This window comes from Sphingomonas hankookensis (genome assembly GCF_022664465.1).
In the GTDB taxonomy this organism is placed as follows: domain Bacteria; phylum Pseudomonadota; class Alphaproteobacteria; order Sphingomonadales; family Sphingomonadaceae; genus Sphingomonas; species Sphingomonas hankookensis.
Genome location: NZ_JAKREV010000003.1, coordinates 147,959 through 173,182, shown reverse-complemented (window position 1 = coordinate 173,182; position 25,224 = coordinate 147,959). Strand labels below are relative to the sequence as shown.

Annotated in this window: 25 protein-coding genes and 1 riboswitch; of the genes, 11 read left to right on the top strand and 14 right to left on the bottom strand. The window is 67.5% G+C overall.

Annotated features, from left to right (window positions below):
- Nucleotides 1-7 precede the first annotated feature (7 nt).
- From MF610_RS10195 to tldD, 7 genes are all read right to left on the bottom strand, one after another.
- Nucleotides 8-1,201, bottom strand: a complete 1,194-nt coding sequence (locus MF610_RS10195; protein ID WP_242195849.1) for a dipeptidase — start codon at nt 1,199-1,201, stop codon at nt 8-10.
- Nucleotides 1,202-1,249: 48 nt separating this feature from the next.
- On the bottom strand, nt 1,250-1,729 hold the full coding sequence (locus tag MF610_RS10190; protein ID WP_242195846.1) for a dihydrofolate reductase: 480 nt from the start codon (nt 1,727-1,729) through the stop codon (nt 1,250-1,252).
- On the bottom strand, nt 1,726-2,520 hold the full coding sequence (locus MF610_RS10185; RefSeq protein WP_242195841.1) for a thymidylate synthase: 795 nt from the start codon (nt 2,518-2,520) through the stop codon (nt 1,726-1,728). The genes MF610_RS10190 and MF610_RS10185 overlap by 4 nt, the downstream gene beginning before the upstream one ends.
- 130 nt (nt 2,521-2,650) lie before the next feature.
- Nucleotides 2,651-4,015 (bottom strand): ammonium transporter, encoded by a 1,365-nt coding sequence (locus MF610_RS10180; protein WP_242195838.1) that lies wholly within the window; start codon nt 4,013-4,015, stop codon nt 2,651-2,653.
- A gap of 11 nt (nt 4,016-4,026) precedes the next feature.
- Nucleotides 4,027-4,365: a P-II family nitrogen regulator gene (locus MF610_RS10175; RefSeq protein WP_055757464.1), complete on the bottom strand. Its 339-nt coding sequence runs from the start codon at nt 4,363-4,365 to the stop codon at nt 4,027-4,029.
- 147 nt (nt 4,366-4,512) lie between these two features.
- Nucleotides 4,513-4,716 carry a putative signal transducing protein gene (locus MF610_RS10170; RefSeq protein ID WP_242195835.1) on the bottom strand — a complete coding sequence of 68 codons (204 nt, stop codon included), beginning with the start codon at nt 4,714-4,716 and terminating at the stop codon, nt 4,513-4,515.
- Entirely contained in the window at nt 4,716-6,137 is a 1,422-nt protein-coding gene (tldD, locus tag MF610_RS10165; RefSeq protein ID WP_242195831.1) for a metalloprotease TldD, read from the bottom strand. The genes MF610_RS10170 and tldD overlap by 1 nt, the downstream gene beginning before the upstream one ends.
- Nucleotides 6,138-6,248: 111 nt before the next feature.
- Here tldD and MF610_RS10160 point away from each other — a divergent pair, with 111 nt between their 5' ends.
- Nucleotides 6,249-6,680: a hypothetical protein gene (locus tag MF610_RS10160; protein WP_242195827.1), complete on the top strand. Its 432-nt coding sequence runs from the start codon at nt 6,249-6,251 to the stop codon at nt 6,678-6,680.
- A gap of 288 nt (nt 6,681-6,968) precedes the next feature.
- Here the strand turns inward: MF610_RS10160 and MF610_RS10155 are convergent, their stop codons facing one another.
- Nucleotides 6,969-7,196: a zinc-finger domain-containing protein gene (locus MF610_RS10155; RefSeq protein WP_242195825.1), complete on the bottom strand. Its 228-nt coding sequence runs from the start codon at nt 7,194-7,196 to the stop codon at nt 6,969-6,971.
- A gap of 81 nt (nt 7,197-7,277) precedes the next feature.
- Between MF610_RS10155 and MF610_RS10150 the strand changes: the two genes are divergently transcribed.
- From MF610_RS10150 to MF610_RS10135, 4 genes are all read left to right on the top strand, one after another.
- Complete coding sequence (locus MF610_RS10150; RefSeq protein ID WP_242195822.1) at nt 7,278-8,213, top strand: ABC transporter ATP-binding protein; 936 nt, start codon at nt 7,278-7,280, stop codon at nt 8,211-8,213.
- Between the two features lie 255 nt (nt 8,214-8,468).
- A complete protein-coding gene (gene dinB, locus MF610_RS10145) occupies nt 8,469-9,539 on the top strand; it encodes a DNA polymerase IV (RefSeq protein WP_242195819.1) in 1,071 nt (356 codons plus the stop codon).
- 136 nt (nt 9,540-9,675) lie between these two features.
- Nucleotides 9,676-9,766: riboswitch (TPP riboswitch) on the top strand.
- A 39-nt stretch (nt 9,767-9,805) separates the two neighbouring features.
- On the top strand, nt 9,806-11,695 hold the full coding sequence (gene thiC / locus MF610_RS10140; protein WP_242195817.1) for a phosphomethylpyrimidine synthase ThiC: 1,890 nt from the start codon (nt 9,806-9,808) through the stop codon (nt 11,693-11,695).
- Nucleotides 11,696-11,776: 81 nt separating this feature from the next.
- Nucleotides 11,777-12,367 (top strand): hypothetical protein, encoded by a 591-nt coding sequence (locus MF610_RS10135; protein ID WP_242195814.1) that lies wholly within the window; start codon nt 11,777-11,779, stop codon nt 12,365-12,367.
- 67 nt (nt 12,368-12,434) lie between these two features.
- On the opposite strand, the gene MF610_RS10130 is transcribed toward MF610_RS10135, so the two are convergent.
- Together MF610_RS10130 and MF610_RS10125 are read right to left on the bottom strand one after the other, a co-directional pair.
- Nucleotides 12,435-12,701, bottom strand: a complete 267-nt coding sequence (locus MF610_RS10130) for a Txe/YoeB family addiction module toxin (protein WP_242195811.1) — start codon at nt 12,699-12,701, stop codon at nt 12,435-12,437.
- Nucleotides 12,698-12,943: a type II toxin-antitoxin system Phd/YefM family antitoxin gene (locus MF610_RS10125; RefSeq protein WP_242119535.1), complete on the bottom strand. Its 246-nt coding sequence runs from the start codon at nt 12,941-12,943 to the stop codon at nt 12,698-12,700. Before MF610_RS10125 ends, MF610_RS10130 begins: the two co-directional genes overlap by 4 nt.
- 89 nt (nt 12,944-13,032) lie before the next feature.
- On the opposite strand from MF610_RS10125, the gene MF610_RS10120 reads away from it, so the two are divergent.
- Nucleotides 13,033-13,947, top strand: coding sequence for a hypothetical protein (locus MF610_RS10120; RefSeq protein ID WP_242195809.1), 915 nt, complete (start codon nt 13,033-13,035; stop codon nt 13,945-13,947).
- 355 nt (nt 13,948-14,302) lie between these two features.
- Here the strand turns inward: MF610_RS10120 and MF610_RS10115 are convergent, their stop codons facing one another.
- From MF610_RS10115 to MF610_RS10100, 4 genes are read right to left on the bottom strand one after another with little or no spacing between them, the layout of a single operon-like run.
- Nucleotides 14,303-14,581: a hypothetical protein gene (locus tag MF610_RS10115; protein WP_242195805.1), complete on the bottom strand. Its 279-nt coding sequence runs from the start codon at nt 14,579-14,581 to the stop codon at nt 14,303-14,305.
- A gap of 44 nt (nt 14,582-14,625) precedes the next feature.
- Nucleotides 14,626-15,357 carry a uracil-DNA glycosylase gene (gene ung, locus MF610_RS10110; protein ID WP_242195802.1) on the bottom strand — a complete coding sequence of 244 codons (732 nt, stop codon included), beginning with the start codon at nt 15,355-15,357 and terminating at the stop codon, nt 14,626-14,628.
- Nucleotides 15,354-15,656 (bottom strand): zinc ribbon domain-containing protein YjdM, encoded by a 303-nt coding sequence (locus MF610_RS10105; protein ID WP_242195799.1) that lies wholly within the window; start codon nt 15,654-15,656, stop codon nt 15,354-15,356. The genes ung and MF610_RS10105 overlap by 4 nt, the downstream gene beginning before the upstream one ends.
- A gap of 43 nt (nt 15,657-15,699) precedes the next feature.
- Nucleotides 15,700-17,163: a S41 family peptidase gene (locus tag MF610_RS10100; RefSeq protein ID WP_242195797.1), complete on the bottom strand. Its 1,464-nt coding sequence runs from the start codon at nt 17,161-17,163 to the stop codon at nt 15,700-15,702.
- Nucleotides 17,164-17,393: 230 nt separating this feature from the next.
- On the opposite strand from MF610_RS10100, the gene MF610_RS10095 reads away from it, so the two are divergent.
- The 5 genes from MF610_RS10095 to MF610_RS10075 all read left to right on the top strand — a co-directional run bounded on the left by MF610_RS10095 (nt 17,394) and on the right by MF610_RS10075 (nt 25,210).
- Nucleotides 17,394-18,782 carry a TIGR03013 family XrtA/PEP-CTERM system glycosyltransferase gene (locus MF610_RS10095; RefSeq protein ID WP_242195794.1) on the top strand — a complete coding sequence of 463 codons (1,389 nt, stop codon included), beginning with the start codon at nt 17,394-17,396 and terminating at the stop codon, nt 18,780-18,782.
- Nucleotides 18,783-18,786: 4 nt separating this feature from the next.
- Entirely contained in the window at nt 18,787-20,838 is a 2,052-nt protein-coding gene (prsK, locus tag MF610_RS10090) for an XrtA/PEP-CTERM system histidine kinase PrsK (protein ID WP_242195791.1), read from the top strand.
- Nucleotides 20,835-22,190 carry a PEP-CTERM-box response regulator transcription factor gene (prsR, locus tag MF610_RS10085; RefSeq protein WP_242195788.1) on the top strand — a complete coding sequence of 452 codons (1,356 nt, stop codon included), beginning with the start codon at nt 20,835-20,837 and terminating at the stop codon, nt 22,188-22,190. Before prsK ends, prsR begins: the two co-directional genes overlap by 4 nt.
- A gap of 16 nt (nt 22,191-22,206) precedes the next feature.
- Nucleotides 22,207-24,231: a tetratricopeptide repeat protein gene (locus MF610_RS10080; protein ID WP_242195785.1), complete on the top strand. Its 2,025-nt coding sequence runs from the start codon at nt 22,207-22,209 to the stop codon at nt 24,229-24,231.
- Between the two features lie 169 nt (nt 24,232-24,400).
- Nucleotides 24,401-25,210: a DUF815 domain-containing protein gene (locus MF610_RS10075; RefSeq protein WP_242195782.1), complete on the top strand. Its 810-nt coding sequence runs from the start codon at nt 24,401-24,403 to the stop codon at nt 25,208-25,210.
- Nucleotides 25,211-25,224: the final 14 nt, after the last annotated feature.

Below are 25,224 nucleotides of genomic sequence, written 5' to 3'. Positions count from 1 at the left end.
CCGCCCCTTAGCGGGCGGGGGCGGGCGGCGAAAGGGGCTGCATCCCGGCGCGCAGCACGCGCAGGGCATTGCCGCCCATCACCTTGTCGATATCTCCCTGCACCATGCCCGCCTGCTTGAGCGCCTCGGCGACCAGGGCGACCCAGGCGGTATCGAACCCGGTGGTTACCGCGCCGTCGAAATCGGACCCCAGCGCGACATGGTCGATGCCCGCGATGTCGCGGACATGGACGATGGCGCGGGCGATCGCCGCCGGATCGGTCGAACACACCGCGCCCGGCCAGTATCCGATGCCGACGATCCCGCCGGTGCGGGCGATGCCGCGCACCTCGTCGTCGGTCAGGTTGCGGTTGACGTTGCACGTCGCCTGCACCCCGCCATGGCTCGACACCACCGGCCGCCGCGCGATCCGCAGCACGTCGGCCAGCGCGGCGTGGCTGGCATGCGCCACGTCGACGATCATGCCCTTGTCCTCCATCCGTGCGACGACCCGTCGCCCGAACGGAGTGAGCCCGCCTTTGACGCGGCCGTGCATCGATCCGGCGACCTCGTTGTCATAGAAATGGGCAAGGCCCGCCATGCGGAACCCGCTGCGATACAGCCGGTCGAGATTGGCAAGCTCACCCTCCAGCCCGTTCAGCCCCTCGATCGACAGCAGCGCGCCGACCGGTGCCGATCGCGCCTGCGCCCGCGCCGCCAGCAGCGCGTCGAGATCGGCGGCACTCGCCACCAGCCGCAGCTGCCCGCCCGACGCCCGCGCCGTCCGCCTGAGCTTCGTCGCATGCCACAGCGACCGGTTGAGCAACGATCCCCAGGTCCGCACCGGCTGCAACTGCGCGATCACCAGCGGGGTGATGTTGTCGCTGTCGCCGTCGTTCGCATCGTAATTCTGCCCGCGCGGCGTCTTCGTGACCGAAGAGAACACCTGCAACGCGACATGCCCCGCCTGCAACCGCGGCAGGTCGACCTGCCCGCGCGTGCCCCGGTTCAACAGGTCGCGCGACCATAGCAGCGTGTCGGCATGCAGGTCGACGATCGGTGCCGCCACCACCGGCGCAGGCGCCGCCGCCATCCGCCTGGCCAGCGCCGCGCTCGGCTCGACCTTGTTCATCGATCGCTCGACGATTCCGGGCGCCAGCGCGAAAAAGGCAGCGGCCAGTATTGCCAGCGCCGCCACGCCCCACCAGACCGCCCTACGCATCCGCCCCTCACGCCCCCTTGGGCGTCGCGATCGACGCCATGGGCCCCTTTACGCGGAGGCAGGCGGGCGGAGCAATCGGACGAAGCTGTACGCCGGACGTTCTCCCGCGGCACTGTGATCCTCGCGCCACGCTTCGACCCAGCCGGTGAACGGCGGGACGATCGCATCGCCTTGCGGGCTGGCATGGACCTCGGTGAGCTCGATCTGCTCGATCTGCGGCAGCAGCAGTGCGAACACCTCCGCCCCGCCGATCACCGCCGCGTCCGGCCCGGCCAGCGCCAGCGCCTCCTCGGGGCTATGCGCCACCTCCGCCCCGTCCGCGCGCCAGTCGGTCGAGCGGGTCAGCACGATATGCCGCCGGCCGGGCAGGGGGGCGGGAAAGCTCTCGAACGTCTTGCGCCCCATCACCATCGCCCGGCCCATGGTCAGCGCCTTGAACCGCTTGAGGTCGGCGGGGAGGTGCCACGGCAACTGGCCGTCGATCCCGATCACGCCATTGTCGGCCCGCGCGAGGATGGCGTCGATCATATCGCCACCGCCGCCTTGATATGCGGCTGGGCCACATAGTCGTGCAGTACGAAATCCTCGAGGGCATAGCCGTCGATCGACTCGGGCCGCCGCGTGATTTCGAGGCGCGGCAGCGGGCCGGGCGTCCGGCCCAGCTGCTCACGGGCCTGCTCCAGATGGTTCTCGTACAAATGGCAATCGCCGCCGGTCCAGATGAACTCGCCGACCGCCAGATCGCATTGCTGCGCCAGCATATGCGTCAGCAGCGCATAGCTCGCGATGTTGAACGGCACGCCGAGAAAGATGTCGGCGCTGCGCTGGTACAGCTGCAACGACAGCTTGCCATTCGCGACATAGGTCTGGAACAGGCAGTGGCAGGGCGACAGCGCCATCGCGTGCAGCTCGCCCGGGTTCCACGCGGTCACGATCTGGCGCCGCGACGCAGGGTTGGTGCGGATGGTCGCGATCAGCTCGGCGATCTGGTCGATATGCCGCCCGTCCGCCGCCACCCAATCGCGCCACTGCTTGCCGTATACCGGGCCGAGGTCGCCGTTTTCGTCGGCCCATTCGTCCCATATGCTGACCCTTTGCTCCTGCAACCACCGCACATTGGTGTCGCCGCGCAGGAACCACAGCAGCTCGATGATGATCGACCGCAGGTGCAGCTTCTTGGTCGTCAGTACCGGAAAGCCGGCCGACAGGTCGAAGCGCATCTGGTACCCGAACACCGACCTCGTGCCGACCCCGGTGCGGTCGTCGGTCGGAACGCCGTCGTTCAGGGCGCGCTGCATGAGTTCTAGGTAAGGGGTCATGCCGGCGGTCTAGCACCCCGGCTCCACAAAAAAAGGGCCGATGCGTCACCGCATCGGCCCAGGTGTTTTCCGCAGGAGGAAACTGTGGGTCCGGGCGGCAGGGGACTAGGCCGCCGCCCGGAAGAGAAACTCAGTAATTGTAGGCGCGCTCGCCATGTTCGCCGAGGTCGAGGCCTTCCAGCTCGACTTCCTTCGACACCCGACCACCGGTCAGCGCCTTGGCGACGAACCATGCGACGGTCGTGCCGACGCCGGCCCAGACGATGGTGACCAGCACCGCGAACACCTGCACGCCCAGCTTGGCGCCCATGTCGTAATCGGCCGCACCCGGACCGCCCAGCGACGGGGCATAGACCACCGCCGTGCCGATCGCGCCGATGATGCCGCCGACGCCATGGATGCCGAACGCATCGAGCGAGTCGTCATAGCCGAGCTTCGGCTTGAGGACGGTCACCGCGAAGAAGCAGACGACCGAAGCGACGGCGCCCAGCACGATCGCGCCGAACGGACCCGAATTGCCCGCCGCCGGCGTCACCGCGACAAGGCCGGCGATGATGCCCGAGCAGAAGCCCAGCGCCGAACCCTTGTGCCCCGAAAACTTCTCGGCGAGCATCCAGAACAGGCCGGCCGAAGCGGTCGCGACGAAGGTGTTGATCATCGCCAGCCCGGCGGTGCCGTTCGCCTCCAGCGCCGACCCGGCGTTGAACCCGAACCAGCCCACCCACAGCAGCCCGGTGCCGACCATCGTCAGCGTCAGCGAATGCGGCGCCATGCGCTCGGTCGGGAAGCCCAGCCGCTTGCCCAGCAGGATGGCCAGCACCAGCGACGACACGCCGGCGTTGATGTGCACCACCGTGCCGCCCGCGAAGTCGAGCGCGCCCGCCTTGAAGAAATAGCCGCTGGTCGCCCACACCATGTGCGCGATCGGGAAATAGGTGATGGTCAGCCACACGATCGCGAAGACCATGACGGCGGCGAACTTGATGCGTTCGACCACCGACCCCAGCACCAGCGCGATGGTGATCGCGGCAAAGGTCATCTGGAAGCAGATGAAGACATATTCGGGGATCTCGACCCCGGCGGTAAACGTCGCCGCCTGCGACGCGGCGGTGACGCCCGCCAGGAACGCCTTGCCCGGGCTGGCGATGAAATTGGCCAGCGTCGCGTTCGACACGTCGGGGCCGAAGGCGAGTGAATAGCCGTACATGACCCACACCAGCATCGCGAGTGCGGCGACCGCGCCGATCTGCGTCATCACCGACAGCATGTTCTTGGTCCGCGTCAGGCCGCCATAGAATAGCGCGAGGCCCGGCACGATCATCATCAGCACGAGGACGGTCGACACCATCATCCACGCGGTATCGCCCTTGTTGACGGTCGCCACCGGCGCGGCGGCCGCGGCGGGCGCCTGCAAGGCGGCGTCCTGTGCCCAGGCGGGCAGCGCGGCGAACAGGCCGAGCGTGGCGCCGGCCATCAATTTCTTCGGATGTTGCATGATGCCCCCCATCACAGCGCGGTCAGATCGGTTTCGCCGGTGCGGATGCGCACGGCCTGGCCCACGTCGAGGACGAAGATCTTGCCGTCGCCGATCGCGCCGGTGTTCGCCGCGGCCTGCACCGCTTCGACGACGCGGGGCGCGATATCGCTGTCGCACACGACCTCGATCTTGATCTTGGGCACCATGTTGGTGCTGTATTCGGCGCCGCGATAGATTTCGGTCTGGCCCTTCTGCCGCCCGAATCCCTTGACCTCGCTCACCGTCATCCCGGCGACGCCGATCTCGGTCAGTGCTTCGCGTACCTCATCCAGCTTGAATGGCTTGATGATGGCGATGACTAATTTCATGTCGCCCCCCGTGTCGCATATTTGCTCAGGGGGACGGGTTGCAACGGTCGTGCCAAACCGCGCCACGAGCGTTTTGCGGGCGTTAGCTGCCCCTCTGCCGGATTAACGAGCGGTTAATTTGTGCAGCGCGTCACAACTGCCTGTTTTTCAGGCAGTGCTGTCGAGGATCGCGCGCGCCGCGTCCAGATCGTCCTTGTCGACCATCACCCGCACCGGGATCAGCAGCCAGCTGCCATCGCCGATGCTCGCCTCGCCATCGAACGCGACCGCCGGTATGTCCTCGCTGGTCAGCCGCCCGACGATGATCTGCGCCTCGACCCGCGGAAACCGGCCGAGTTCGGCGAGCGGCATCAGGCGGTGCCGCCGACGGTCAGCCCGTCGATCAGCAGCGTCGGCTGCCCGACGCCGGCCGGCACCGACTGCCCGGCCTTGCCGCACATGCCGATCCCCTCATCGAGCGCGAAGTCGTTGCCGATGCCCTGCACCAGCTTCAGCACCTCCGGCCCGTCGCCGATCAGCGTCGCGCCCTTGATCGGCGCGCCGATCCGGCCATTCTCGACCCGGTACGCCTCGGTGCACGAAAACACGAACTTGCCCGATACGATATCGACCTGCCCGCCGCCGAACGACTTGGCGAAGATGCCGTTCTTCACCCGCGACAGCAGCTCGGCGGGATCGTCGTTGCCGCCCGACATGAAGGTGTTGGTCATCCGTGGCATCGGCGCGTGCGAGAAATCCTGCCGCCGTCCGTTGCCGGTCGGCGCAACCCCCATCAGCCGCGCGTTCAGCCGGTCGTGGATATAGCCCTTCAGGATGCCGTCCTCGATCAGGATATTCTCCTGCGTCGGCGTGCCCTCGTCATCGATGCTGAGCGATCCGCGCCGGTCGGCGATCGATCCGTCGTCGATCACCGTCACGCCCGGCGCCGCGACCCGTTCGCCGATGCGGCCGGAAAAGGCGCTGGTGCCCTTGCGGTTGAAATCGCCCTCCAGCCCATGCCCGATCGCCTCGTGCAGCAAAATCCCCGGCCAGCCCGCACCCAGCAGCACGGTCATCTCGCCCGCCGGCGCATCCACCGCCTCCAGATTGACCAGCGCCTGCCCCAAGGCGACGTCGATCGCGCGGTTCCACGTCGCGTCCGCGAACAGCGACTCGTACAGATAACGCCCGCCGATCCCGAAGCTGCCCGTCTCGCGCCGCCCGTTCGCCTCGACCACGATCGACACTTTCAGCCGCACCAGCGGCCGGACGTCCGTGGCGACGAAGCCATCGGGCCGCACGATCTCAACCACCGTCCACGACCCCATCAGGTTCGCCGAAACCTGCACGACGCGAGGGTCCCGCGCCCGCGCGGCGGCGTCGATCGACTGGCACAGCGCCACCTTGTCGGCGAACGGGATCAGGTCGAGCGGATCGGCCGCGGTATAGAGGTGGCGGTTGTTGCCGCGCGGCGGTGGTGCCTTGGCCCCCTTGGCCGGATCGATCAGCACCATCGTCTGCCCGGCACGCCGGATCGCGGCTTCGGACAATTCGTTGGCATGGGCGAACGCGGTCGTCTCCCCCGACACCGCGCGCAGCCCGAACCCGGCATGGGTGTCGTACGACGCGGTCTTCAACCGCCCATCGTCGAACCCGAACGCTTCCGAGCGGCGATACTGAAGATAGAGTTCGCCATCTTCGGCGTTGGCCAGAGTCGCCTGCGTGGCGCGGAGGGCTGCGGCGGAGTCGAGGTCGCCGGAATAGAGATACGAGCGGGGGTCGGTCGGGGTCATCCGGCCAATATAGGGGCGCGGTGGCGTGGGGGAATGGGGGCGTTGGCTGCTGGCGTACCTGCTATCCGATCCGTCTTGCCTTTTGTCGGACGTCGAAAATAGCCCTCGTCGATGCAGGACGAAGACCCTTTCTACTATCTTGTGGCGTTCATCTTGGTTACTTTCGCTGGTTTGACAGGGGCAGCCCACGGCATTGCGGCTTTACAAGCCGGTAGGCCACCGAACGGGGCAATGACTGTCCTTGCGCTGCTGTGCCTGCCGACCGCCGTTAGTCTGGGATTGCGAGCGGGGCCCGCAGTCTACCGCATGTGTATCGATGCGGCGATTACCGAGCGGCGGATCGGTATCGCCTTTGCGGTCGGAATGCTGTGTGGCATGCTCGGCGCCTTCACGCTGTCGTTCTATTCTTCGGACGCTGCCACTGTGCTGGATGATAGGAATGATTGGATAGCCTATGTTGGCTTCGTCTTGCTCGGGGCATCGTTACTGCTGCTGATGGTAGGCGGGTTCATCCGTGATTTTTTCGGTCGAAGAGAATCCTAATCGGTGTGAGCGTCGGTTGCGGAGGTAACGGGAAATGGCCGGCCCGTCGGTCTAGCCGTGCTAAAGCCTTTTGATCCAGGCCGTCGCCCCAGCGCAGGCTGGGGCCTCAAGCGGCTCTTGTCCCGCGCTAGTACCGGCAGATACCAGCCTTCGCTGGGATGACGTTTGGGTAGATGGGAAGGCAGTCAGCCCCGCCGCGGCAAAGCCGCGTCGTCGGTCGACGGGCAAGGGCGAGCTTGCCCGCCGCCGGCCGGCCGGGCGCCCGTGTCGCTCGACCTGCGGTCGATCTCAGCGCCCGGCGCCGTCCCCATGATCCTTCAACGTCGAATGATCCGCCCCATCCGCCGGCCCGCCGACCAGCACGAAGCGCCGGTCGCAATAGCCGCAATCGACATAGCCCGTCTCGTCGATCTGCAACCACACGCGCGGATGGCCGAGCGCGGGGGCGATGTCGCCGCCGCCGTCGCAGGCGACGCGGGGGGTGGTGACGCGGAGGGTTTCGGGCGGGGGCAGCATGGGCCAAGCCGATAGCAATCGCTTGTGCCCGCGACAAGTCGATGCTTCCCTTGCGCGCTCCACGGGCGTATCGGCGCACCCATGGAAACCCAAGCCGCTATCTCGATCCGCGACCTGTGCAAGACCTATGCAGCGGGGAAGGGCGGCGCGCCCGCCAAGGTCGCATTGGACGGCGTGTCGTTCGACGTACCGCGTGGGACAATTTTCGGCCTGCTCGGCCCCAATGGCGCGGGCAAGTCGACGCTGATCAACACCCTTGCCGGCCTCGTCAACAAGACCAGCGGATCGGCGTCGATCTGGGGCTTCGACATCGACCAGCATCCCCGCAATGCCAAGGCGTCGATCGGCATCGTCAATCAGGAAATCCTGTTCGACCCGTTCTTCACGCCGGCCGAGACGCTGGAGATCCAGGCCGGCCTCTACGGCGTGCCGAAGGCCAAGCGCCGCACCATGGACCTGCTGCGCGCGGTGCATCTGGAGGACAAGGCCAATGCCTATGCCCGCACGCTCTCGGGCGGCATGAAGCGGCGGCTGATGGTCGCCAAGGCGATGGTCCATGCGCCGCCGGTCCTCGTCCTCGACGAACCGACCGCCGGCGTCGACATTCAGCTGCGCAACCAGCTGTGGGACTATGTCCGCGAACTCAATGCCGACGGGGTGACGGTGGTGCTGACCACGCATTACCTCGAGGAAGCCGAGCAGCTGTGCGACCGCATCGCCATCATCAACCACGGCCGTGTCGTCGCCAACCAGCCGACCCGCGAACTGCTGGGCATGGCGCAGGAAAAGGCGGTCGAACTGACCCTCGACCGCGACCTGACCGACCTGCCCGATGCGCAGTGTTTCGAAAAGGTCGAGCGCAAGGGCGACCGGCTGCTCGCGATCACCTATCGCAAGGATGTGGCCAACGCCGGCGAGGTCCTCGCGGCGGTCGCGGGGCAAGGCTATGGCATCGTTGATGTGGTCACGCGCGAAGCCGATCTGGAAGATGTGTTCCTCAACCTGACGAACAGCTGACGGGGTTTCGCTCGCTGGAACGCCGGATTAGTACGCAGCCTTCCCAGCAATAGCTTCGTCACCCCGGACCTGTTCCGGGGTCCACCGTGCCACGAACGCACACCGGCAACTTTCGCGGAACCGTGGACCCCGGAACATGTCCGGGGTGACAGTGAGCGAAGTGGACGAAGCGGTGGGCGGATCATTCTCCCTTTGTTCTTGCGCGCTTCTGCGCGAAAGGGCAAACTCGTCCGCAGGCCATTGTAAACCCGCGAGATGTCGGACCCTACCCGCAAGATCATCCATGTCGACATGGACGCCTTCTTCGCGTCGGTCGAGCAGCGCGACGCGCCCGAGCTGAAGGGAAAGCCGGTCGCGGTCGGCGGGTCGAGCGGGCGGGGCGTCGTCGCCGCCGCCTCCTACGAAGCCCGTGTGTTCGGCGTGCGCTCCGCCATGCCCTCGGTCACCGCCATCCGCCGCTGCCCCGACCTGATCTTCGTCCGCCCCCGCTTCGAGGTGTACAAGGCGGTCAGCCAGCAAATCCGCGAAATCTTCCTCGACTATACCGACCTGGTCGAGCCGCTGTCGCTCGACGAAGCCTATCTCGACGTCACCGCCAACCGCCGCGGCCTGTCCAGCGCCACTGCCACCGCCGAGGAAATCCGCGCCCGCATCCTCGATACCACCGGCCTGACCGCGTCGGCCGGGATCAGCTACAACAAGTTCCTCGCCAAACTCGCCTCCGACATGAACAAGCCCAACGGCCAGTTCGTGATTCCGGTAAAGGCCGGCCCGCGTGTCGTCGCGTCATTGCCGGTCGGCAAGTTCCACGGCATCGGCCCCAAGACGGTCGAGCGGATGGAGGCGCTGGGCATCCGCACCGGCGCCGACTTGGCGAGCTGGGACCTGCCCGCCCTGCAACGCACCTTCGGCAAGGCGGGCAGCTGGTATCACGGCATCGCCCGCGCCGAGGATCACCGCCCGGTCCGCCCCAACCGCGTGCGCAAGTCGTCCGGCTCAGAAACGACCTTCCACCACGACCTGACCGACCCGGCAGCGATCGAGGAACGCGTGCTGGCGATGGCCGACGACGTCTGGGACTGGGTCGAGCGGACCGGCCAGCACGGCCGCACCGTCACGGTGAAGGCGAAATACGCCGACTTCCGCATCGTCACCCGCAGCCGCACGCTGACCGCCCCCGTCGCCGATCGCGCCACCCTGCACGCCACCGCCCGCAGCCTGATCGCGACGCTCTACCCGTTGCGCACGGGGTTGCGGCTGGTCGGGGTGACGATGGCCGGCTTTGGCGCAGGCGAAGAGCCCAGCGGACAACTCGACCTATTGTAAACCGTACCCCCGCGCAGGCGGGGGTCCAGAGCCCAGCAGAACCACCGCCTGCGCTCGTGCCCCTGGACCCCCGCCTGCGCGGCCGGCCTCCACCAACACTTTGACGCCCACCCCCAACCCGCCTACAACGGCCTCGTCCCCGGGGGAGCGTTTCGTCACGCTTGAGAGGAAGGCCGCAGCCTTCGACCCGCTGAACCTGATCCGGCTGACACCGGCGTAGGGAGGGAGCGGCCGAACAGTCCCGCCCCCTCCGCATGGAGTGGAATATGGCAGACATCCCCGCAAAGACCGAAATCGGCGTAACCACCGGCCCGATCCGTGGCAGCCGCAAGATTCACGTAGGACCGCTCAACGTCGCGATGCGCGCGATCGACCTCGATCCGTCCTCGGGCGAACCGCCGCTCAACGTCTACGACACGTCGGGCCCGTACACCGACCCCAATGCCCGCATCGACATCATGGCCGGCCTGCCGCAGCTCCGCCGCGACTGGATTCTCGCCCGTGGCGACGTCGAGAGCTACGACGCCCGCGAACTCCGCCCCGAGGATAACGGCCAGCTCGGCCCCGACCGTTCGGGCGGCGTCCAGCCCTTCCCCAACGTCGTCAAGCGCCCGTTGCGTGCGAAGGCCGGCGCGAACGTCAGCCAGATGCACTATGCCCGCCGCGGCATCATCACCCCCGAAATGGAATATGTCGCGACCCGTGAAAATCTCGGCCGCGAGATGCTGCGCGAGTACGTCCGCGACGGCGAGAGCTTCGGCGCGGCGATCCCCGATTTCGTGACCCCCGAATTCGTCCGCGACGAAGTGGCGCGCGGCCGGGCGATCATCCCCAACAACATCAACCACCCCGAAACCGAACCGATGGCGATCGGCCGCAATTTCCTGGTCAAGATCAACGCGAACATCGGCAACAGCGCGGTCGCATCGAACGTCGCCGCCGAAGTCGACAAGCTCGTCTGGTCGATCCGCTGGGGCGCCGATACGGTCATGGACCTGTCGACCGGCCGGAACATCCACGACACCCGCGAATGGATTCTCCGCAACTCGCCGGTGCCGATCGGCACGGTGCCGATCTATCAGGCGCTGGAAAAGGTCGGCGGCATCGCCGAGGAACTGACCTGGGACATCTTCCGCGACACGCTGATCGAACAGGCCGAACAGGGCGTGGATTACTTCACCATCCATGCCGGCGTCCGCCTGCCGTACATCCCGATGACCGCCAAGCGCGTGACCGGCATCGTCTCGCGCGGCGGGTCGATCATGGCGAAATGGTGCCTCGCCCATCACCGCGAATCGTTCCTCTACGAACATTTCGACGAGATTACCGAGATCATGAAGGCGTATGACATCGCCTATTCGCTCGGCGACGGCCTGCGCCCCGGATCGATCGCCGATGCCAATGACGAAGCGCAGTTCAGCGAGCTCTTCACGCTCGGCGAACTGACCCACCGCGCCTGGGCGCAGGACGTGCAGGTCATGATCGAAGGCCCCGGCCACGTCCCGATGCACAAGATCAAGGAGAATATGGAAAAGCAGCTGCAGGTCTGCGGCGAAGCGCCTTTCTATACCCTGGGGCCGCTCACCACTGACATTGCGCCGGGCTACGACCATATCACCAGCGGCATCGGCGCGGCGATGATCGGCTGGTACGGCACGGCAATGCTCTGCTACGTCACGCCCAAGGAGCATCTGGGCCTGCCCGATCGTGACGACGTGAAGGTCGGCGTGGTGACCTACAAGCTCGCCGCCCATGCCGCCGATCTGGCCAAGGGCCACCCGGCCGCCCAGATGCGCGACGATGCGCTCAGCCGCGCCCGCTTCGACTTCCGCTGGCGCGACCAGTTCAACCTGTCGCTCGACCCCGACACGGCGGAATCCTACCACGACCAGACGTTGCCCGCCGAAGGCGCCAAGACCGCGCATTTCTGTTCGATGTGCGGTCCCAAATTCTGCTCGATGAAGATCACGCAGGAAGTCCGCGACTTCGCCGCCAAGCAGAACGCCCCGGCGGATACGTTCCTCGCCGCCGATCACGCCGACGCAGAGCGTGCGGTGTTCGCCGGCGGCTCGGTCGCGGCGGCGGAAGCCGGGATGGCGGAAATGAGCGAGAAGTTCCGCGAGAAGGGTGGGGAGGTGTACCTGCCGGCGGAGTGAGGTGACCCAACTCCTCCCCGCTACGCAGGGAGGAGTTTGAACAATGTTTACGCGCCGATAGCTGGGTCGCATAATCGGTAAATGGCTGATTCTTTGCTAAACCGAATGAAGCAGGACTGGGAGCGCCAACCAGCTGCAATTTTTGCCCAGTGCATATCGATAGGTCTGGCTATCGGTTTGGCTGCATGGGGTTCTGTTGTCCCGCCCTCGGGAGGCGGGTTCAAATACTCTGCATCATCTGCAAGCATTCCCCTAGCTTTGTTGGTAACCGGGGCATCAGTGACTGCTACGTTATGTAGGCCGATATTTAGAAAGACGGTGGTTGGAGGGTTTTCGACCGCGCTAGTACTGGCTTCAGCGTGCATGCTAATTTTCGCGCAGATTGCGGCCGAACCGTTGATAAAAAGTACACGTTATGCTGACAGAAGTTACAGTGGATCGTTGCTAGATATCGCGTACTGGTCGGTTTTTCTGATCTATATCGCTATTTGTTCACAGCCGGCTACTGAAAGGATAGCGGCCACGTGGGGGAAGACAAAATCTGAGGATGGTAAGGAGCATGGGGTTTCGCTCGCCGAACTCTCGGTCTTTGCGTTAGCATGGGGTTGGTGCTTGTCCGGTGCCCAGCAAAAGATAATAGGTGCTTTTGTTGTGCAGCAAATTGGTCAGTAGTCATAAGTCGGATTGATCAGATTTCGCGAAATCGATACGATCGCAAAATGAATTGACGCCTGTGGTGTCAATAATGATACCGGCACTGCGCGATCTGCACCGCCTGCTCGGCACCAACCCCTGTCACCCGATACACCAACCGATGCTCATGGCTGATCCGCCGCGACCACCAGCCTGACAGGTTGCCGCCCAACGGCTCCGGCTTGCCCGTGCCCTTGAACGGATGCCGCCGGCATTCCTCGATCAGCCCGTTGATCTTGTCGACCATCTTGGCATCGTTCGCCTGCCAATATCGGTAATCGTCCCAAGCCGTCGGCCAGAACGCGACCTTCACGGGAAGGGCACGCCTTCGTCACCCTGCTCGAACCCGCGCACCGCCTCCAGCAACCGCTCCGCATTCTTGGGCGACCGCAACAGATACAGCGTTTCCTCGATCGACGCCCATTCGCTCGCCGAGATCATCACGACCCCCTCGCCACGCTGACGGGTGATCGCCACCGGCACCCGGTCGGCGACGACCCGGTCCATGACCGATTTCAGATTGGCGCGAGACTCGGTGAAGCTGATCGATTCCATGAATCGAATGTACGGAACATTGTACAGAACACAAGGGGCGCCCCAAAAACCACTGTCCTACAAGTTCCCAATATGTTCCCCTCCCGCCCATGCGCAATCACACCCCGCTCCCGGAGCATTCGCCCGCGCCCATCCCGGCGCTCGACCCCTCGAACCTGACCGTGCCGTCGGAAACCCCCTATCTCGACGCCAACGGCTATGATCCGGCCGCCTATCAATGGGTCCCGGTGCTGCGCAAACCGCGCAGCGACGGCTGGTCCGAAGCCAAGCAACGCGACTTTATCGAAGCGCTCGCCGATGGCGGGTCGGTCGCCGAAGCGGCGCGCGGTGTCCGCATGTCGACCAGCAGCGCCTATCGCCTGCGCCGCTCGCCCGGTGGCGAGGCGTTCGCGCGCGCATGGGATGCGGCGGTGGCGCAGGCGGTGGGGATGCTGGTCGACGTCGCGTTCGACCGCGCGATCAACGGTACCGTCGAACCCGTGCTCGACGCCGATGGGCGGCGCATCGGGTCGCGGCATCGCCCCGGCGACCGGATGCTGATGTTCCTGCTCGCCGCCCATTATCCCGATCGCTACGGCAGGCAGCAGCGCCGCCGGGCGGGACGCAACGACGCGGAGGCGCCGATCCCCACACCGACGCCCAGCGTGGCGGAGGCGCTCGACGCACTTTCCCCCGTTGCGCCCGCCGAACCCGAAAAACTGATGGCCCCCGCCGATCTCGACGTCGCGATCGAGGTCGCCGATCTGGGCGACGGCCGCCTGCCCGGCTGGCTCGACCCCGATCGCCGCGCCGAACCCGCGCCTGTGGTCAAGCAGCCCGAACCGCCGCTCCACGACGCCCTGGCCGCCGCGCTGGCGGCGCAGGACGATATCTATATCGGCGAACCCGGCCCCTTGGGCGAAGCGTTCGAGGTCGAGCTGGAACTGGCCAAGCGCGGCATCGTCGTGCCCCGCCCCAAACCCCAGCCGAACCGGCGCGCGCGCCGCAAAGCGCGACGAGTGTGAACTTAGTGAACTTTGGACGCGAAAGGGAGTGGCGGACCAGCCGGTCGTCGATCCCCATCGTCCCCGACGTTATCCCGGCGAAGGCTGGGATTTCCCGGTAATGGCGTACTGCAAGAGCCGCGTGAGACCCCAGCCTGCGCTGGGGTGACGGTTCCGTGCGGGTAAAGCGCCATTCCCCCTCGTCACCCGGGCTCGACCCGGGGTCCCGCTTCCTCTTCTGCCGCGGTGGATACGAAGCGGGACCCCGGATCAAGTCCGGGGCGACGGGATGGAGGCTGATCGATCACCCAGACGCAAAAAAGGGCGCCGCGGTCTCCGCAGCGCCCCCTTCGGTCCGACTATGCCGCGTGGCGAATTACATCGCGTTCTTCACGGCCTGTTCGACCATCGCATTGTCGGTGTCGTCGGCCTTGTCGGCGGCGTCCTCGCCCATGTCGCGGACGTTTTCGGCCTGCGCTTCCAGCGAATCCTCGACCTGCTCGTTGCTGGTCAGGTCGGCTTGGTCTTCCAGCGCGTCGGCGCGGTTTTCGGTCATCGCCTCGATATTGTCGGCGGCCTTGTCGTCGGCATTGCCACCGCACGCACCCAGCAGCATCAGCGCGGCCAGGCCGGTCGCCGTCATCATCGTCTTCATGGCAATTCCCTCTTTGATCCCGCCCCTGTGGCGGACAAGCGGGTTCAATCGCTTGGGGCCCCCGATGGTTCCGTCTGCGTATCGAGTGGCGGGATCGCCCAGTCGATCTCCCCGCGTCCCTGTGCGGCAAGGAACGCGTTCGCCTGGCTGAACGGCCGGCTGCCGAACCAGCCGCTATGCGCCGACAGGGGGGAGGGGTGGCGGCTCTTCAGCACCAGATGCCGCCCGCCGACGGAGACGTCCCGGACAAAGGCGGCCTTCTTCTGCGCATGCGATCCCCATAGCAGGAAGACCGACGGCGGCCCTTGTTCGGCCACGGCATGGACGACCGCGTCGGTCAGCGCCTCCCATCCCCGTCCGGCATGCGCGGCGGCGCGGCCCTGCTCGACGGTCAGCACCGCGTTCAGCAACAACACCCCCTGTCGCGCCCAATGCTCCAGAAAGCCATGGGCAGGCGGCGCGATCCCCAGGTCGCTGTGCAGTTCCTTGTAGATATTGCGCAGCGATGGTGGCACCGGCACCACCGGCCGGACCGAGAAGGACAGCCCATGCGCCTGTCCCGGCCCGTGATACGGGTCCTGCCCGAGGATCACGACCCGCACCCGGTCCAGCGGGGTCAGCTTGAGCGCGGTGAACCAGTCGGCGCTGTGCGGCAGGATACGCTTCCCCGCCGCCTTCTCCGCCTTCAGATAGTCGCGCAGGCCCGCCATCCCCGGACTGTCGAAGACGGGGCCGAGCGCCGGTGCCCAGCTCGGGTCGATCGCCGCCGGGATCATGTCCGCTTGCGCACGAACTCGGCGCGCAGGACGAGGCCCTTGATCCCGTCGAACTTGCAGTCGACCTCCTGATCGTCGCCGGTCAGCCGGATCGACTTGATGAGGGTCCCGCGCTTCAGCGTCTGCCCCGCGCCCTTGACGGTCAGGTCCTTGATCAGCGTCACCTGATCGCCATCGGCTAGCACATTGCCCACCGCATCGCGCACGACGACGCCGTCGTCGGCGGCCGGGGCGGCGGCGACCTGCGACGCCGGCACCCACTCGCCGCTCGCCTCGTCATAGATATAGTCGTCGTCCATCCCGCATCCCCTTCGGACGCGGGGGGTAGCCGACGCGCCGGGGTCAGAACAACCCCGGCACCTCGCGCTGCGCGGTCGACGGACTGGCGGGGGTCAGCAGCGTGCGTTCGTCGAACCGGGCGCGGGCATTCTGCGCCGCCGTGCCCGCCGACCCGCTGATCCGGCTGCACGAGCGCCCGGCGAGGAAGTCGAGCGCGCGGGCGACCGACTGTTCGCGATTGTCGCCCAGCGGATAGCTGATGTCGTCGCTCGCCTGGCAGGTGTTGGGCACCGTCGCTGCAAGGCCATCATAATAGGCCGCCGATCGTGCCGAGTTCTGCACCGCCAGCGCCACGACGCGCAGGCGATCGTCGCAGGCCGCGCGGTCGAGCGGAATCTGCCCGACCGGCTTGCCATAGGTGTTGGTGCCGACCAGCGCCATGTTGGTGCCGAGATATGGTACGAACGCGTTGATCACGAGTTCGCTGGCCGATGCGGTACGCCCGGTGCCGATAAAGGCGATCTTGGTCGGGGTCACCGACTGCGCGGTCGGGGCGAAATATTTGACCTCGTTCTCCGACGACTTTTCCGGTCGGAAGGTGGTGTAGCTATATACCTGGCTGGTCGACTTGCCGCCGCCCAACAGGTCGCCCATCAGGTCGGCGATCGAGATCAGTCCGCCGCCGTTGTAGCGGAAATCGATGATGAACTCGTTGATGCCCTGCGCCCGGAAATCGGCGAAGGCGTTGGTGAGCGGGGTCCTCGCCGAATCGATGAAGGTGCGCAGGTTGATGTAACCGACCTTCTTCGCGCCGTCGGTCAGCACCTTGGCGCCATAGCGGGTCGACACCGGCAACAGCGAGAAGTCGGTCTTGGTCACCGTCGCGGTCTTCGTCTCGCCCGCGATCGTGCGGAACTGGAACACCCGCGCCGTGCCCGGCGTATCGGGGCCGAGCGCGGTGTTGAGGCCTGCGACCCCCTCGGCGTCGACGATCGCCGACACATTGCGCAGGTTGCTGGTCGAGGTACCGATCTGCAGGATCTCCGTCCCGCGATCGATCCCGGCGGCGAGTGCCGGCGCCCCTTCGAACGATTCGGTGATCAGCAGCCGTCGCCCGGTCGAATCGAGCGCGAAGCGCGTGCCGAACCCGGCGGTCGCGCCCGAGTTGTAATAGGCATTCTCTTCCGCGATCGACGTCAGATAGGTGAAGTACCGGTCCTTGCGCTGGCCCCGCGCGGTCGCGGTCAGCGCGTCGATATAGGCATCGACCGTCGTATAGGGCGTCGGGTCGAGGCTGGCGGGCAGCGTTTCGGGGAAGAGATACCATTCGCGCAGCTGTGCCAATGCCCAGTCCTGCCGCGCGCGCAACGAACAGGTCGCGCTGGTCGTGGGCGTCGGGGTGGGAGTGGCGGTCGGCACCGGCGTCGGTGCCGGCGTGCCGCCGGTCACGCTGCCGTCGCTGCCCCCGCCGCCACATGCCGACAGCATCGCCAATACGCCCAACGCCGCACCCAACCGTACCCGCATCACACCCACTCCACTGGTTGACGACAGCGTAGGCGGGTCGATGGCGAAGGAAAGAGGGATTCGTGCGCCCGACCGCGCCTGAACAGCCGCTGATGACCGCCGCGGTAACGACTGTGGCGATGCGACAACAGGCCGATGACGTGTTGCGCCGCCGTTCAGTATTTCTTTGCGCTTTGCCGCCATAGCGGGTGGGTGTCGGAGAGCCTTACACCTGTATCGGGATTGCCGCGATGATTCGGCTGTTCAAGCACTACATACCGCATGCCGTGCTGTTGCTCGGCCTGCTCGACGTCATTGCCCTGCTGGTCGCGGCCGAACTCGGCTGGATCACGCGGGCGATGCAGATCGACATGGCGGTGGAACCGATCCACACGCGCATCCCGCAATTGCTGAGCTTCGCCCTCAGCCTCGAGGTCGCGATGGTGGCGGTCGGGGTGTACGGCACCGAATCGCTTCAATCGATCCGCTTCGCCGCGGCGCGTCTGCTGGTGGCGATCTCGCTCGGCGTGATCTTCCTCGCCGTCCTCTTCTTCCTGACGCCGGCGATCACCTTCTGGCGTTCCAACCTGCTCTACGCGATGGGCTTTGCGACGGTGCTGCTGCTGGTGCTGCGCATCCTGACCGGTGCGCTGCTGGGCGGACAGGCGTTCAAGCGGCGGGTGATCGTGCTGGGTGCCGGCCCGCGGGCACAGCGGCTGAAGGATCTGGGCCAGCGCCCCGGCGCCGGCTTCGTCGTCGTCGGCTATATCGCGATGAGCGAGGCGAACCGGGTGATCCCCGAAGCGATCGCCCGCGACGCGATCTACAACCTCGCCGACCATGTCGTGCTGCTCGGTGCGTCCGAAGTCGTGCTGGCGCTGGAGGAGCGGCGCAACGCGCTGCCGCTCAAGGACCTGCTGCGCATCCGCACGACCGGCGTCCACGTCAACGAAATCTCGACCTTCCTCGAACGCGAAACGGGGCGCGTCGACCTCGACAGCGTCAATCCGTCATGGCTGATCTTTTCCGACGGCTTTTCGTCGGGGCGGATGTTCTCCAGCATCTTCAAGCGGATGTTCGACATCGCCGCCAGTCTGTTGCTGCTGGCGCTGACGCTGCCGGTGATCGTGCTGGCGGCGGCCGCAGTGAAGCTCGACAGCCGCGGACCGGCCTTCTACCGCCAGCGCCGCGTCGGGCTCTACAGCAACGGCTTCGAGATTCCGAAGCTCCGCTCGATGCGCACCGATGCCGAAGCGGCGGGCTCCGCCGTCTGGGCCGAAAAGAACGATCCGCGCATCACCCGCATCGGCCGTTTCCTGCGCAAGACGCGGATCGACGAGCTGCCGCAATGCTGGAGCGTGCTGATCGGTGAGATGAGCTTCGTCGGCCCCCGCCCCGAACGCCCTGAATTCGTGTCGGCGCTGGAGGAGAAACTACCCTATTACGCCGAACGCCACATGGTGAAGCCGGGCATCACCGGCTGGGCGCAGATCAACTACCCCTATGGCGCGTCGATCGACGATGCGCGGCAGAAGCTCGAATACGACCTCTATTACGCCAAGAACTACTCGCCCTTCCTCGACCTGCTCATCCTGCTGCAGACGATCCGCGTCGTGATCTGGTCGGGCGGGGCGCGCTGATGCGATGCTGACCGGCGTCATCGTCTGGGGCCACGCCATCGCCGCGCTGATGCTCGGCGCGCTGGCGGTCTGGACGCGGCAGCGCGGGGCGGCCGACGGTGCCCTGCCGCGGCGCTGGCTGTCGGTCGCGCTGGCCATCACGGCGCTCTGGGCATTGTCGGTCGCCGGCACGGGGGAGGGGCATGCGGCGACGCACCTGCTCGCCGGGCTTCGCACGCTTGGCTGGCTGGTGCTGCTGTTCGCGATCCAGCGGCGGATGGGAACTCCGGGGCGCGAGGCGTTCGGGCGGGCGCTGGCCTATGGCGCGGTCGCCGCGGTCGACGTCGCGCAATTGCTGCTCGACTTCGCATCGGTCGCGGCGCGCGATCCGGTGGGGGCGGCGGTGATCCGCGATGCGGCGACGATGCTGGGCGCGCTGGCCGCTCTGGGCGCGCTGCTGCTGCTCCATGGGCTGTTTTCGGCGGCTACCTCGGCGGCGACGCGGATGGTGCTGGTCGCCGCCGGGGCGTTCTGGCTGATCGATATCAACAGCTGCATCGCGACCTATCTGATGGGCGGCGCCCCGGTCGAGCTGGTGGCGGCGCGCGGCGTTGCGGTCGCCGGCATCGCATTGCTGGTCGCGCTGGCGCTGTCGCGGCCGGGCGATGGCGGCGTGCAATTCTCGCGCACCGCGACCTTCCACACGCTCTCGCTGCTCGGGCTGATTGCCTATTTCGCGATCACGATCATGGCGACCAGCCTGATCGAGGCGTTGGGCGGCACCTATGCCCGGATGGCGCAGACCGCGTTCGTGTTCGGGTCGACCGTTGCGATGCTGACCGCCGCCTCGTCGGGCTGGCTGCGCGCGTGGATCAAGGTGAAGCTGGTCAAGCACCTGTTCCGCCACCGCTACGACTATCGCGCCGAATGGGTGCGCTTTACCGAGACGCTGGGCGAGCCCAAGGGCGGCGCGCCGCTCGACGAACGATTGGTAAAGGCGATCGGTGACCTGATCGACGCACCCGCCGGGCTGCTGCTGGTCGCCGATGGCGATACGCTGGCGGTACAGGCGTCGTGGTGCTGGCAGGGTGATACGCTGCCCACCGGCGACGAAGCGGTGCGCCTCGCCGCCTATCTCCACGCGACCGGGCGCATCCTCGAACTCGATGTGCTGCGCGAGCGCCCCGACGATCCCGATCGGGCGGCGGTGCCCGATGCCATCCTCGCCCATCCCGATGCGTGGGTGATCGTGCCGCTGCCGCATCTCGGGCGGTTGATGGGGGCAATCCTGCTGGCGCGGCCGATCCTGGCGCGTGCGCTCGACTGGGAGGATTTCGACCTGCTGCGCATCGCCGGGCGACAGGTGGCGAGCTATCTGGCCGAGGAGCGCGCACAGTCGGCGCTGGCGGAGGCCGGGCGGTTCGACGAATTCAACCGTCGCTTCGCCTTCATCCTGCACGACGTGAAGAACATCGTGAGCCAGCTCAGCCTCGTCGCGCGCAACGCCCCGCGCCATGCTGACAATCCCGAATTTCGCGCCGACATGGTCGCGACCCTCAATGAATCGGCCACGCGCATGACCGACCTGCTCGCCCGCCTGTCCGAACGCGAGCCGCCGCGCGGCGAAGCACTGCGCGCCGTCGCGTTGGCGACGATCGCCGCCCAGTCCGCCGCACGCTTCCGTGCCCGCGGGGCGGTGGTGGTCGAAGGCGACACGACGCGCTACGCCGCCGCCGATCCGGCACGGCTGCAACAGGTGCTCGACCACCTCGTCCACAACGCGCTCGACGCCGGGGGCGCCGATCCGGTCCGGATCGTCTTGGGCAGTACCGGCGACCGGGCGACGATCGACGTCATCGACACCGGATGCGGCATGACCCAGCAGTTCGTCCGCGATAACCTGTTCCGCCCGTTCGTGTCGTCCAAGCCGACCGGCTTCGGCATCGGCGCGTTCGAGGCGCGCCAGCTGGCGGTGGCAATGGGCGGACAGATCGAGGTCGACAGCCAGCCGGGACGCGGCACCCGCTTCCGCGTGACGCTGGCCGGTGCCCACCCCACTCTGGAGCAAGCGGCATGACGACGCGCAAATGCCTGTTGATCGTCGAGGACGATGCCGGGCTGCAACGCCAGCTGCGCTGGGCCTATGAAGGCTATGACATCGTCGTCGCCGGCGACCGTGAGGCGGCGATCGCCGCGGTCCGCGCGGAAGAGCCGCAGGTCGTGACGCTCGACCTCGGCCTGCCGCCCGATCCCGATGGCGTCAGCGAAGGCTTCGCGACGATGGAGGCGATCCTCGCGCTCAAACCCGATACCAAGATCGTGGTGGCCAGCGGCCATGGCGACCGGTCGAGCGCGCTGCGCGCTATCGATCTGGGCGCATGGGATTTCTATTCGAAGCCGATCGATATCGACGCGCTGGGCCTGATCGTCGCCCGCGCCTTCCATGTCCATGCGCTGGAGGCCGAGAACCGCCGGCTTGCGGAGCGGATCGACGGGCAGGCGGTGCTGGGCGGCATGATCACCGCCGCGCCCGAAATGCTGAAGGTCACCCGCACCATCGAACGCGTGGCGCCCGCCGACGTGTCGGTGATGCTGCTCGGCGCGTCGGGCACCGGCAAGGAATTGCTGGCGCGCGGCGTCCACGACGCGTCGCGACGCAAGCGCGGCAACTTCATCGCGATCAACTGCGCCGCCATCCCCGAAACGCTGCTCGAAAGCGAGTTGTTCGGGCATGAGAAGGGCGCGTTCACCGGCGCGGTCAAGACGACCGAGGGCAAGATCGAACAGGCGGCGGGCGGCACGCTGTTCCTCGACGAGATCGGCGACGTACCGCTGCCGCTGCAGGTCAAGCTGCTGCGCTTCCTGCAGGAACGCGTGATCGAGCGGATCGGCGGCAGGAAGGCGATCCCGGTCGACACCCGCATCGTCTGCGCGACGCATCAGGATATCGACGCGATGGTCGCCGATGGGCGCTTCCGCGAGGACCTGTATTACCGCCTTGCCGAGATCGTGATCCGCATCCCGTCGCTGTCGCAGCGGCCGGGCGATCCGGCGCTACTGGCGCGCCACTTCCTCGACCGCCATGCCGCGCAGATGCGACTGGGGCAGAAACGCTTCGCCCCCGACGCGCTGGCCGCGATCGAGGCATGGGGCTGGCCCGGCAACGTCCGCGAGCTGGAAAACCGGGTAAAGCGCGCCGCGATCATGGCCGATGGCAAGGCGGTGACCGCCGCCGACCTCGACCTGACCGGGGCCGAGACGGCCAGCGGCCCGATCAACCTGAAGGCGGTGCGCGAGGCAGCGGACCGTGCCGCGATCCGCTCCGCACTGGCGCAGGCTCAGGGCAATATCTCGGGCACCGCCCGCCTGCTCGGCATCAGCCGCCCGACCCTGTATGATTTGATGAAGAGCTATGATCTGCAACCCTGACCGATCGATCCGGGCCGTGCTGGGGGCAGGCGGGCTGGCAGTCGTCGCCGCCGCGCTCGCCTCGCTGGCCGGCGCGCTGCCCGCTCGCGCCGATGCTGCCGATGCGCGTACCAAGCTCGCACAGGCACTGGCGCAGTTTCAGGGCGGCCACTGGACCGCCGCGCGCGACCGCGCGCTGGCCGCGACCGAGGCCGATCCCGACTGGGGCTTCGCGCAGGCGATCCTCGCCCGCACCCAATTGGCGCTGGGCGATGGCGCGGCGGCGCAAGCCTCGCTCGACCGCGCCGCAAAAGCCGGGTTCGATCCCCGCCGCGCCCACCAGCTGCGCGCCCATGCCCGGCTGTTGCAGGGCGATGCCGCCGGCGCGATTGCCGAGGCCGACCAGACGGTGCCGCGCTATCGCGGCTATGCGACGACCATCCGCGCACAGGCGGTGGCGGTAAGCGGCGACGTAAAGGCCGCGCTCGCCACGCTGGAAACCCGCGTGGCGCAGGCACCGCACGACGCCATGGCATGGACCGCGCTCGGCCGGATGCGATGGCGGGCGGGCGACATGGTCGGCGCGTCCAACGCCAGCGCGGTGGCGGTGCAGGCCGATCCTGCCTCACCCGACGCGCTGTGGTTCCGTGCCGAAACCATGCGTAGCCAATATGGGCTGGTCGCGTCGCTGCCATGGTATGAATCGGCACTGGCGCGCGACCCGTACGCGCACGATACGCTGATCGACTATGCCGCGACGCTCGGCGATGCCGGTCGCGCCCGCGACATGCTGGCGGCGGTACGCCGGGCGATGGCGGTCCGGCCGGGCAGCCCGCGCGGCCTGTATCTGCAAGCCGTGCTGGCGGCACGCGCCGGCGACACCGCCACCGCGCGCAGCGTGCTGGACAAGGCTGGGCGCGGCCTTGCCGGATCGCCCGGCGCGCTGCTGCTCAGCGGATCGATCGGGCTGGCCGACGGACAGGCGGCGCAGGCGGCGATCCCCCTACGCGAACTGGTCGCGCGCCAACCGAGCAACCTGACCGCGCGCAAGCTGCTGGCGCTGGCGCTGCTGCAAAGCGACTCGGCGCGCGAGGCGTTCGATACGATCCTGCCGGTCGCCTCGCGCGGCGATGCCGACAGCTATACGCTGCTCCTGGCGGCACGCGCGCTGGAGCGGATCGGCGACCGCGCCAATGCCGCGCTGCTGTTCGACCGCGCGGCGACGCTGGTCCGCGGGCGTTCGACGGCCTTTGCGACGGGCGAGAACCTCGCGACGCTGACCAACGATGCCGCCGCGGCACCGGGCAATCCGGCAGCGACGCTTCCCCTTGTCCGCGCTCTCGCCGCGACCGGCGACACCGCAGGCGCATTGGCGGCGGCGCAGGCGCTGGCCGATGCCAATCCGGGGTCGCCCGCCGCGCAACTGGTGCTGGGCGACGCGCTGGCCGGCGCCGGGCAGATGGCCGCCGCCGCCACCACTTATGCCCGCGCTGCCACCTCGCGCTTCGACGAAGCGACGATGCTGCGGCTGGTCGACGCCCGCGACCGCGCCGGACAGCGCGACGCGGCCAGCGCCACCCTCTCGCTGTTCCTGACGCAGAACCCCGGCAACGTCGCCGCGCTGCGCCTGCTCGGCGGGTGGCAGCTGGCGGCAGGCGACAACGACACCGCGATCGAAACGCTCGAGTCCCTGCGCGAACGCGTCGGTGACCGCGATGTGGCGGTGCTGGCGATGTTGGCACAGGCCTATGCCGGCGCGGACCAGCCCGATGCCGCACAGGGTTATGCCAGCGCCGCCTACGCCCTGGCCCCGTCCAATCCGATGGCCGCCGATGCGCTCGGCTGGGCGCTGTACGCCGGCGACAATATCGGTGCGGCGGTGCCTTTGGCGGTGAAAGCGGTGAGGCTGGCCCCGGGCGATGCCGCGATCCGCTGGCACATGGCGCAGATCGCCGACGCCGCCGGCAACCGCCCCGTCGCCATCGCCAATGCGCGCGCGGCGCTGGCCGATGCGAGCTTTTCCGAGCGTGCGGCGGCACAGGCGCTGGTCGCGGGCAGCTGACGTCCGCGCCACCCACAGCTTGCCCGCAACAAGCGTCACCCCAGCGCAGGCTGGGGTCTCCCGAGGCGAAAGCACCGCGCTCACCACGGGGAGATCCCAGCCTGCGCTGGGATGACGTGTGTGGCGGCGTGGCTGGGCCGTGCGCCACAAACGCGCTAGGGCTACCCGCATGACCGACCCGTTGCTCCGCATCGCCGCCGCGCTCGAACGCCTGTCGCCGCCGCCATCGCCCGCCGCCGATCCGGTGGCGCATCCGGCCTATGGCTGGGACGGCACGACCCTGCGCGCCGCGCGCGGCTTCCGCCCGTTGCCGCTCGACCGGCTGGTCGGGATCGATGCGCAGAAGGCGGCGCTGACCGACAATCTCGCGCGGCTGGCAGCGGGCGCGGCGGCGCACGACGTGCTGCTGTGGGGCGCGCGGGGCACCGGCAAGTCGGCGCTGGTCAAGGCAGCGGTTGGACAGGTGCAGGCGGATGGCGGCGCCCTCGCACTGGTCGAAGCTCCGGCGAACGCACTTGCCGGTCTGCCGGCGTTGTTCGCGCTGCTCGCGGACGCACCCCGCGCGTTCGTCGTGTTCGTCGACGATCTCGGCTTCGACACCCCCGCCGATGGCCGTGCACTGCGCTCGCTGCTGGAGGGTGGCGCCGAGGGCCGTCCACCCAACGTCCGCCTCATCGTCACCGCCAACCGCCGCCACCTCGTGCCCCGCGACCTGAAGGAACAGGACAGCGCCATCAACCCGCGCGACGGCATCGACGACGCGTTGGCGCTGGCCGACCGCTTCGGCCTGTCGCTCGGCTTCCACGTCGTCGACCAGGATCATTATGTCGCGATCGTCGAACGCTATTGCTTGGCCTACGACCTGCCGTTCGATGCGCAGGAGGCGATCAACTGGGCCACGAAGCGCGGCAGCCGCTCGGGCCGCGTCGCGTGGCAGTATTTGACCGAACTGGCGGGACGGCACGGCAAAGCCATCTAAATCCTCCCCGTGCG

Excerpts from the sequence above, each read along its gene's own strand:
- MF610_RS10185 (WP_242195841.1), bottom strand. The coding sequence starts at position 2,520 with ATGACCCCTTACCTAGAACTCATGCAGCGCGCCCTGAACGACGGCGTT.
- MF610_RS10075 (WP_242195782.1), top strand. The coding sequence starts at position 24,401 with ATGACCGACCCGTTGCTCCGCATCGCCGCCGCGCTCGAACGCCTGTCG.
- MF610_RS10105 (WP_242195799.1), bottom strand. The coding sequence starts at position 15,656 with ATGGACGACGACTATATCTATGACGAGGCGAGCGGCGAGTGGGTGCCG.
- MF610_RS10125 (WP_242119535.1), bottom strand. The coding sequence starts at position 12,943 with ATGGAATCGATCAGCTTCACCGAGTCTCGCGCCAATCTGAAATCGGTC.
- MF610_RS10135 (WP_242195814.1), top strand. The coding sequence starts at position 11,777 with ATGGCTGATTCTTTGCTAAACCGAATGAAGCAGGACTGGGAGCGCCAA.
- prsK (WP_242195791.1), top strand. The coding sequence starts at position 18,787 with ATGCTGACCGGCGTCATCGTCTGGGGCCACGCCATCGCCGCGCTGATG.
- MF610_RS10150 (WP_242195822.1), top strand. The coding sequence starts at position 7,278 with ATGGAAACCCAAGCCGCTATCTCGATCCGCGACCTGTGCAAGACCTAT.
- MF610_RS10175 (WP_055757464.1), bottom strand. The coding sequence starts at position 4,365 with ATGAAATTAGTCATCGCCATCATCAAGCCATTCAAGCTGGATGAGGTA.
- MF610_RS10180 (WP_242195838.1), bottom strand. The coding sequence starts at position 4,015 with ATGCAACATCCGAAGAAATTGATGGCCGGCGCCACGCTCGGCCTGTTC.
- MF610_RS10160 (WP_242195827.1), top strand. The coding sequence starts at position 6,249 with ATGCAGGACGAAGACCCTTTCTACTATCTTGTGGCGTTCATCTTGGTT.
- MF610_RS10120 (WP_242195809.1), top strand. The coding sequence starts at position 13,033 with ATGCGCAATCACACCCCGCTCCCGGAGCATTCGCCCGCGCCCATCCCG.
- MF610_RS10095 (WP_242195794.1), top strand. The coding sequence starts at position 17,394 with ATGATTCGGCTGTTCAAGCACTACATACCGCATGCCGTGCTGTTGCTC.
- MF610_RS10155 (WP_242195825.1), bottom strand. The coding sequence starts at position 7,196 with ATGCTGCCCCCGCCCGAAACCCTCCGCGTCACCACCCCCCGCGTCGCC.
- thiC (WP_242195817.1), top strand. The coding sequence starts at position 9,806 with ATGGCAGACATCCCCGCAAAGACCGAAATCGGCGTAACCACCGGCCCG.
- MF610_RS10100 (WP_242195797.1), bottom strand. The coding sequence starts at position 17,163 with ATGCGGGTACGGTTGGGTGCGGCGTTGGGCGTATTGGCGATGCTGTCG.
- MF610_RS10170 (WP_242195835.1), bottom strand. The coding sequence starts at position 4,716 with ATGCCGCTCGCCGAACTCGGCCGGTTTCCGCGGGTCGAGGCGCAGATC.
- MF610_RS10115 (WP_242195805.1), bottom strand. The coding sequence starts at position 14,581 with ATGAAGACGATGATGACGGCGACCGGCCTGGCCGCGCTGATGCTGCTG.
- prsR (WP_242195788.1), top strand. The coding sequence starts at position 20,835 with ATGACGACGCGCAAATGCCTGTTGATCGTCGAGGACGATGCCGGGCTG.
- tldD (WP_242195831.1), bottom strand. The coding sequence starts at position 6,137 with ATGACCCCGACCGACCCCCGCTCGTATCTCTATTCCGGCGACCTCGAC.
- MF610_RS10190 (WP_242195846.1), bottom strand. The coding sequence starts at position 1,729 with ATGATCGACGCCATCCTCGCGCGGGCCGACAATGGCGTGATCGGGATC.
- ung (WP_242195802.1), bottom strand. The coding sequence starts at position 15,357 with ATGATCCCGGCGGCGATCGACCCGAGCTGGGCACCGGCGCTCGGCCCC.
- dinB (WP_242195819.1), top strand. The coding sequence starts at position 8,469 with ATGTCGGACCCTACCCGCAAGATCATCCATGTCGACATGGACGCCTTC.
- MF610_RS10195 (WP_242195849.1), bottom strand. The coding sequence starts at position 1,201 with ATGCGTAGGGCGGTCTGGTGGGGCGTGGCGGCGCTGGCAATACTGGCC.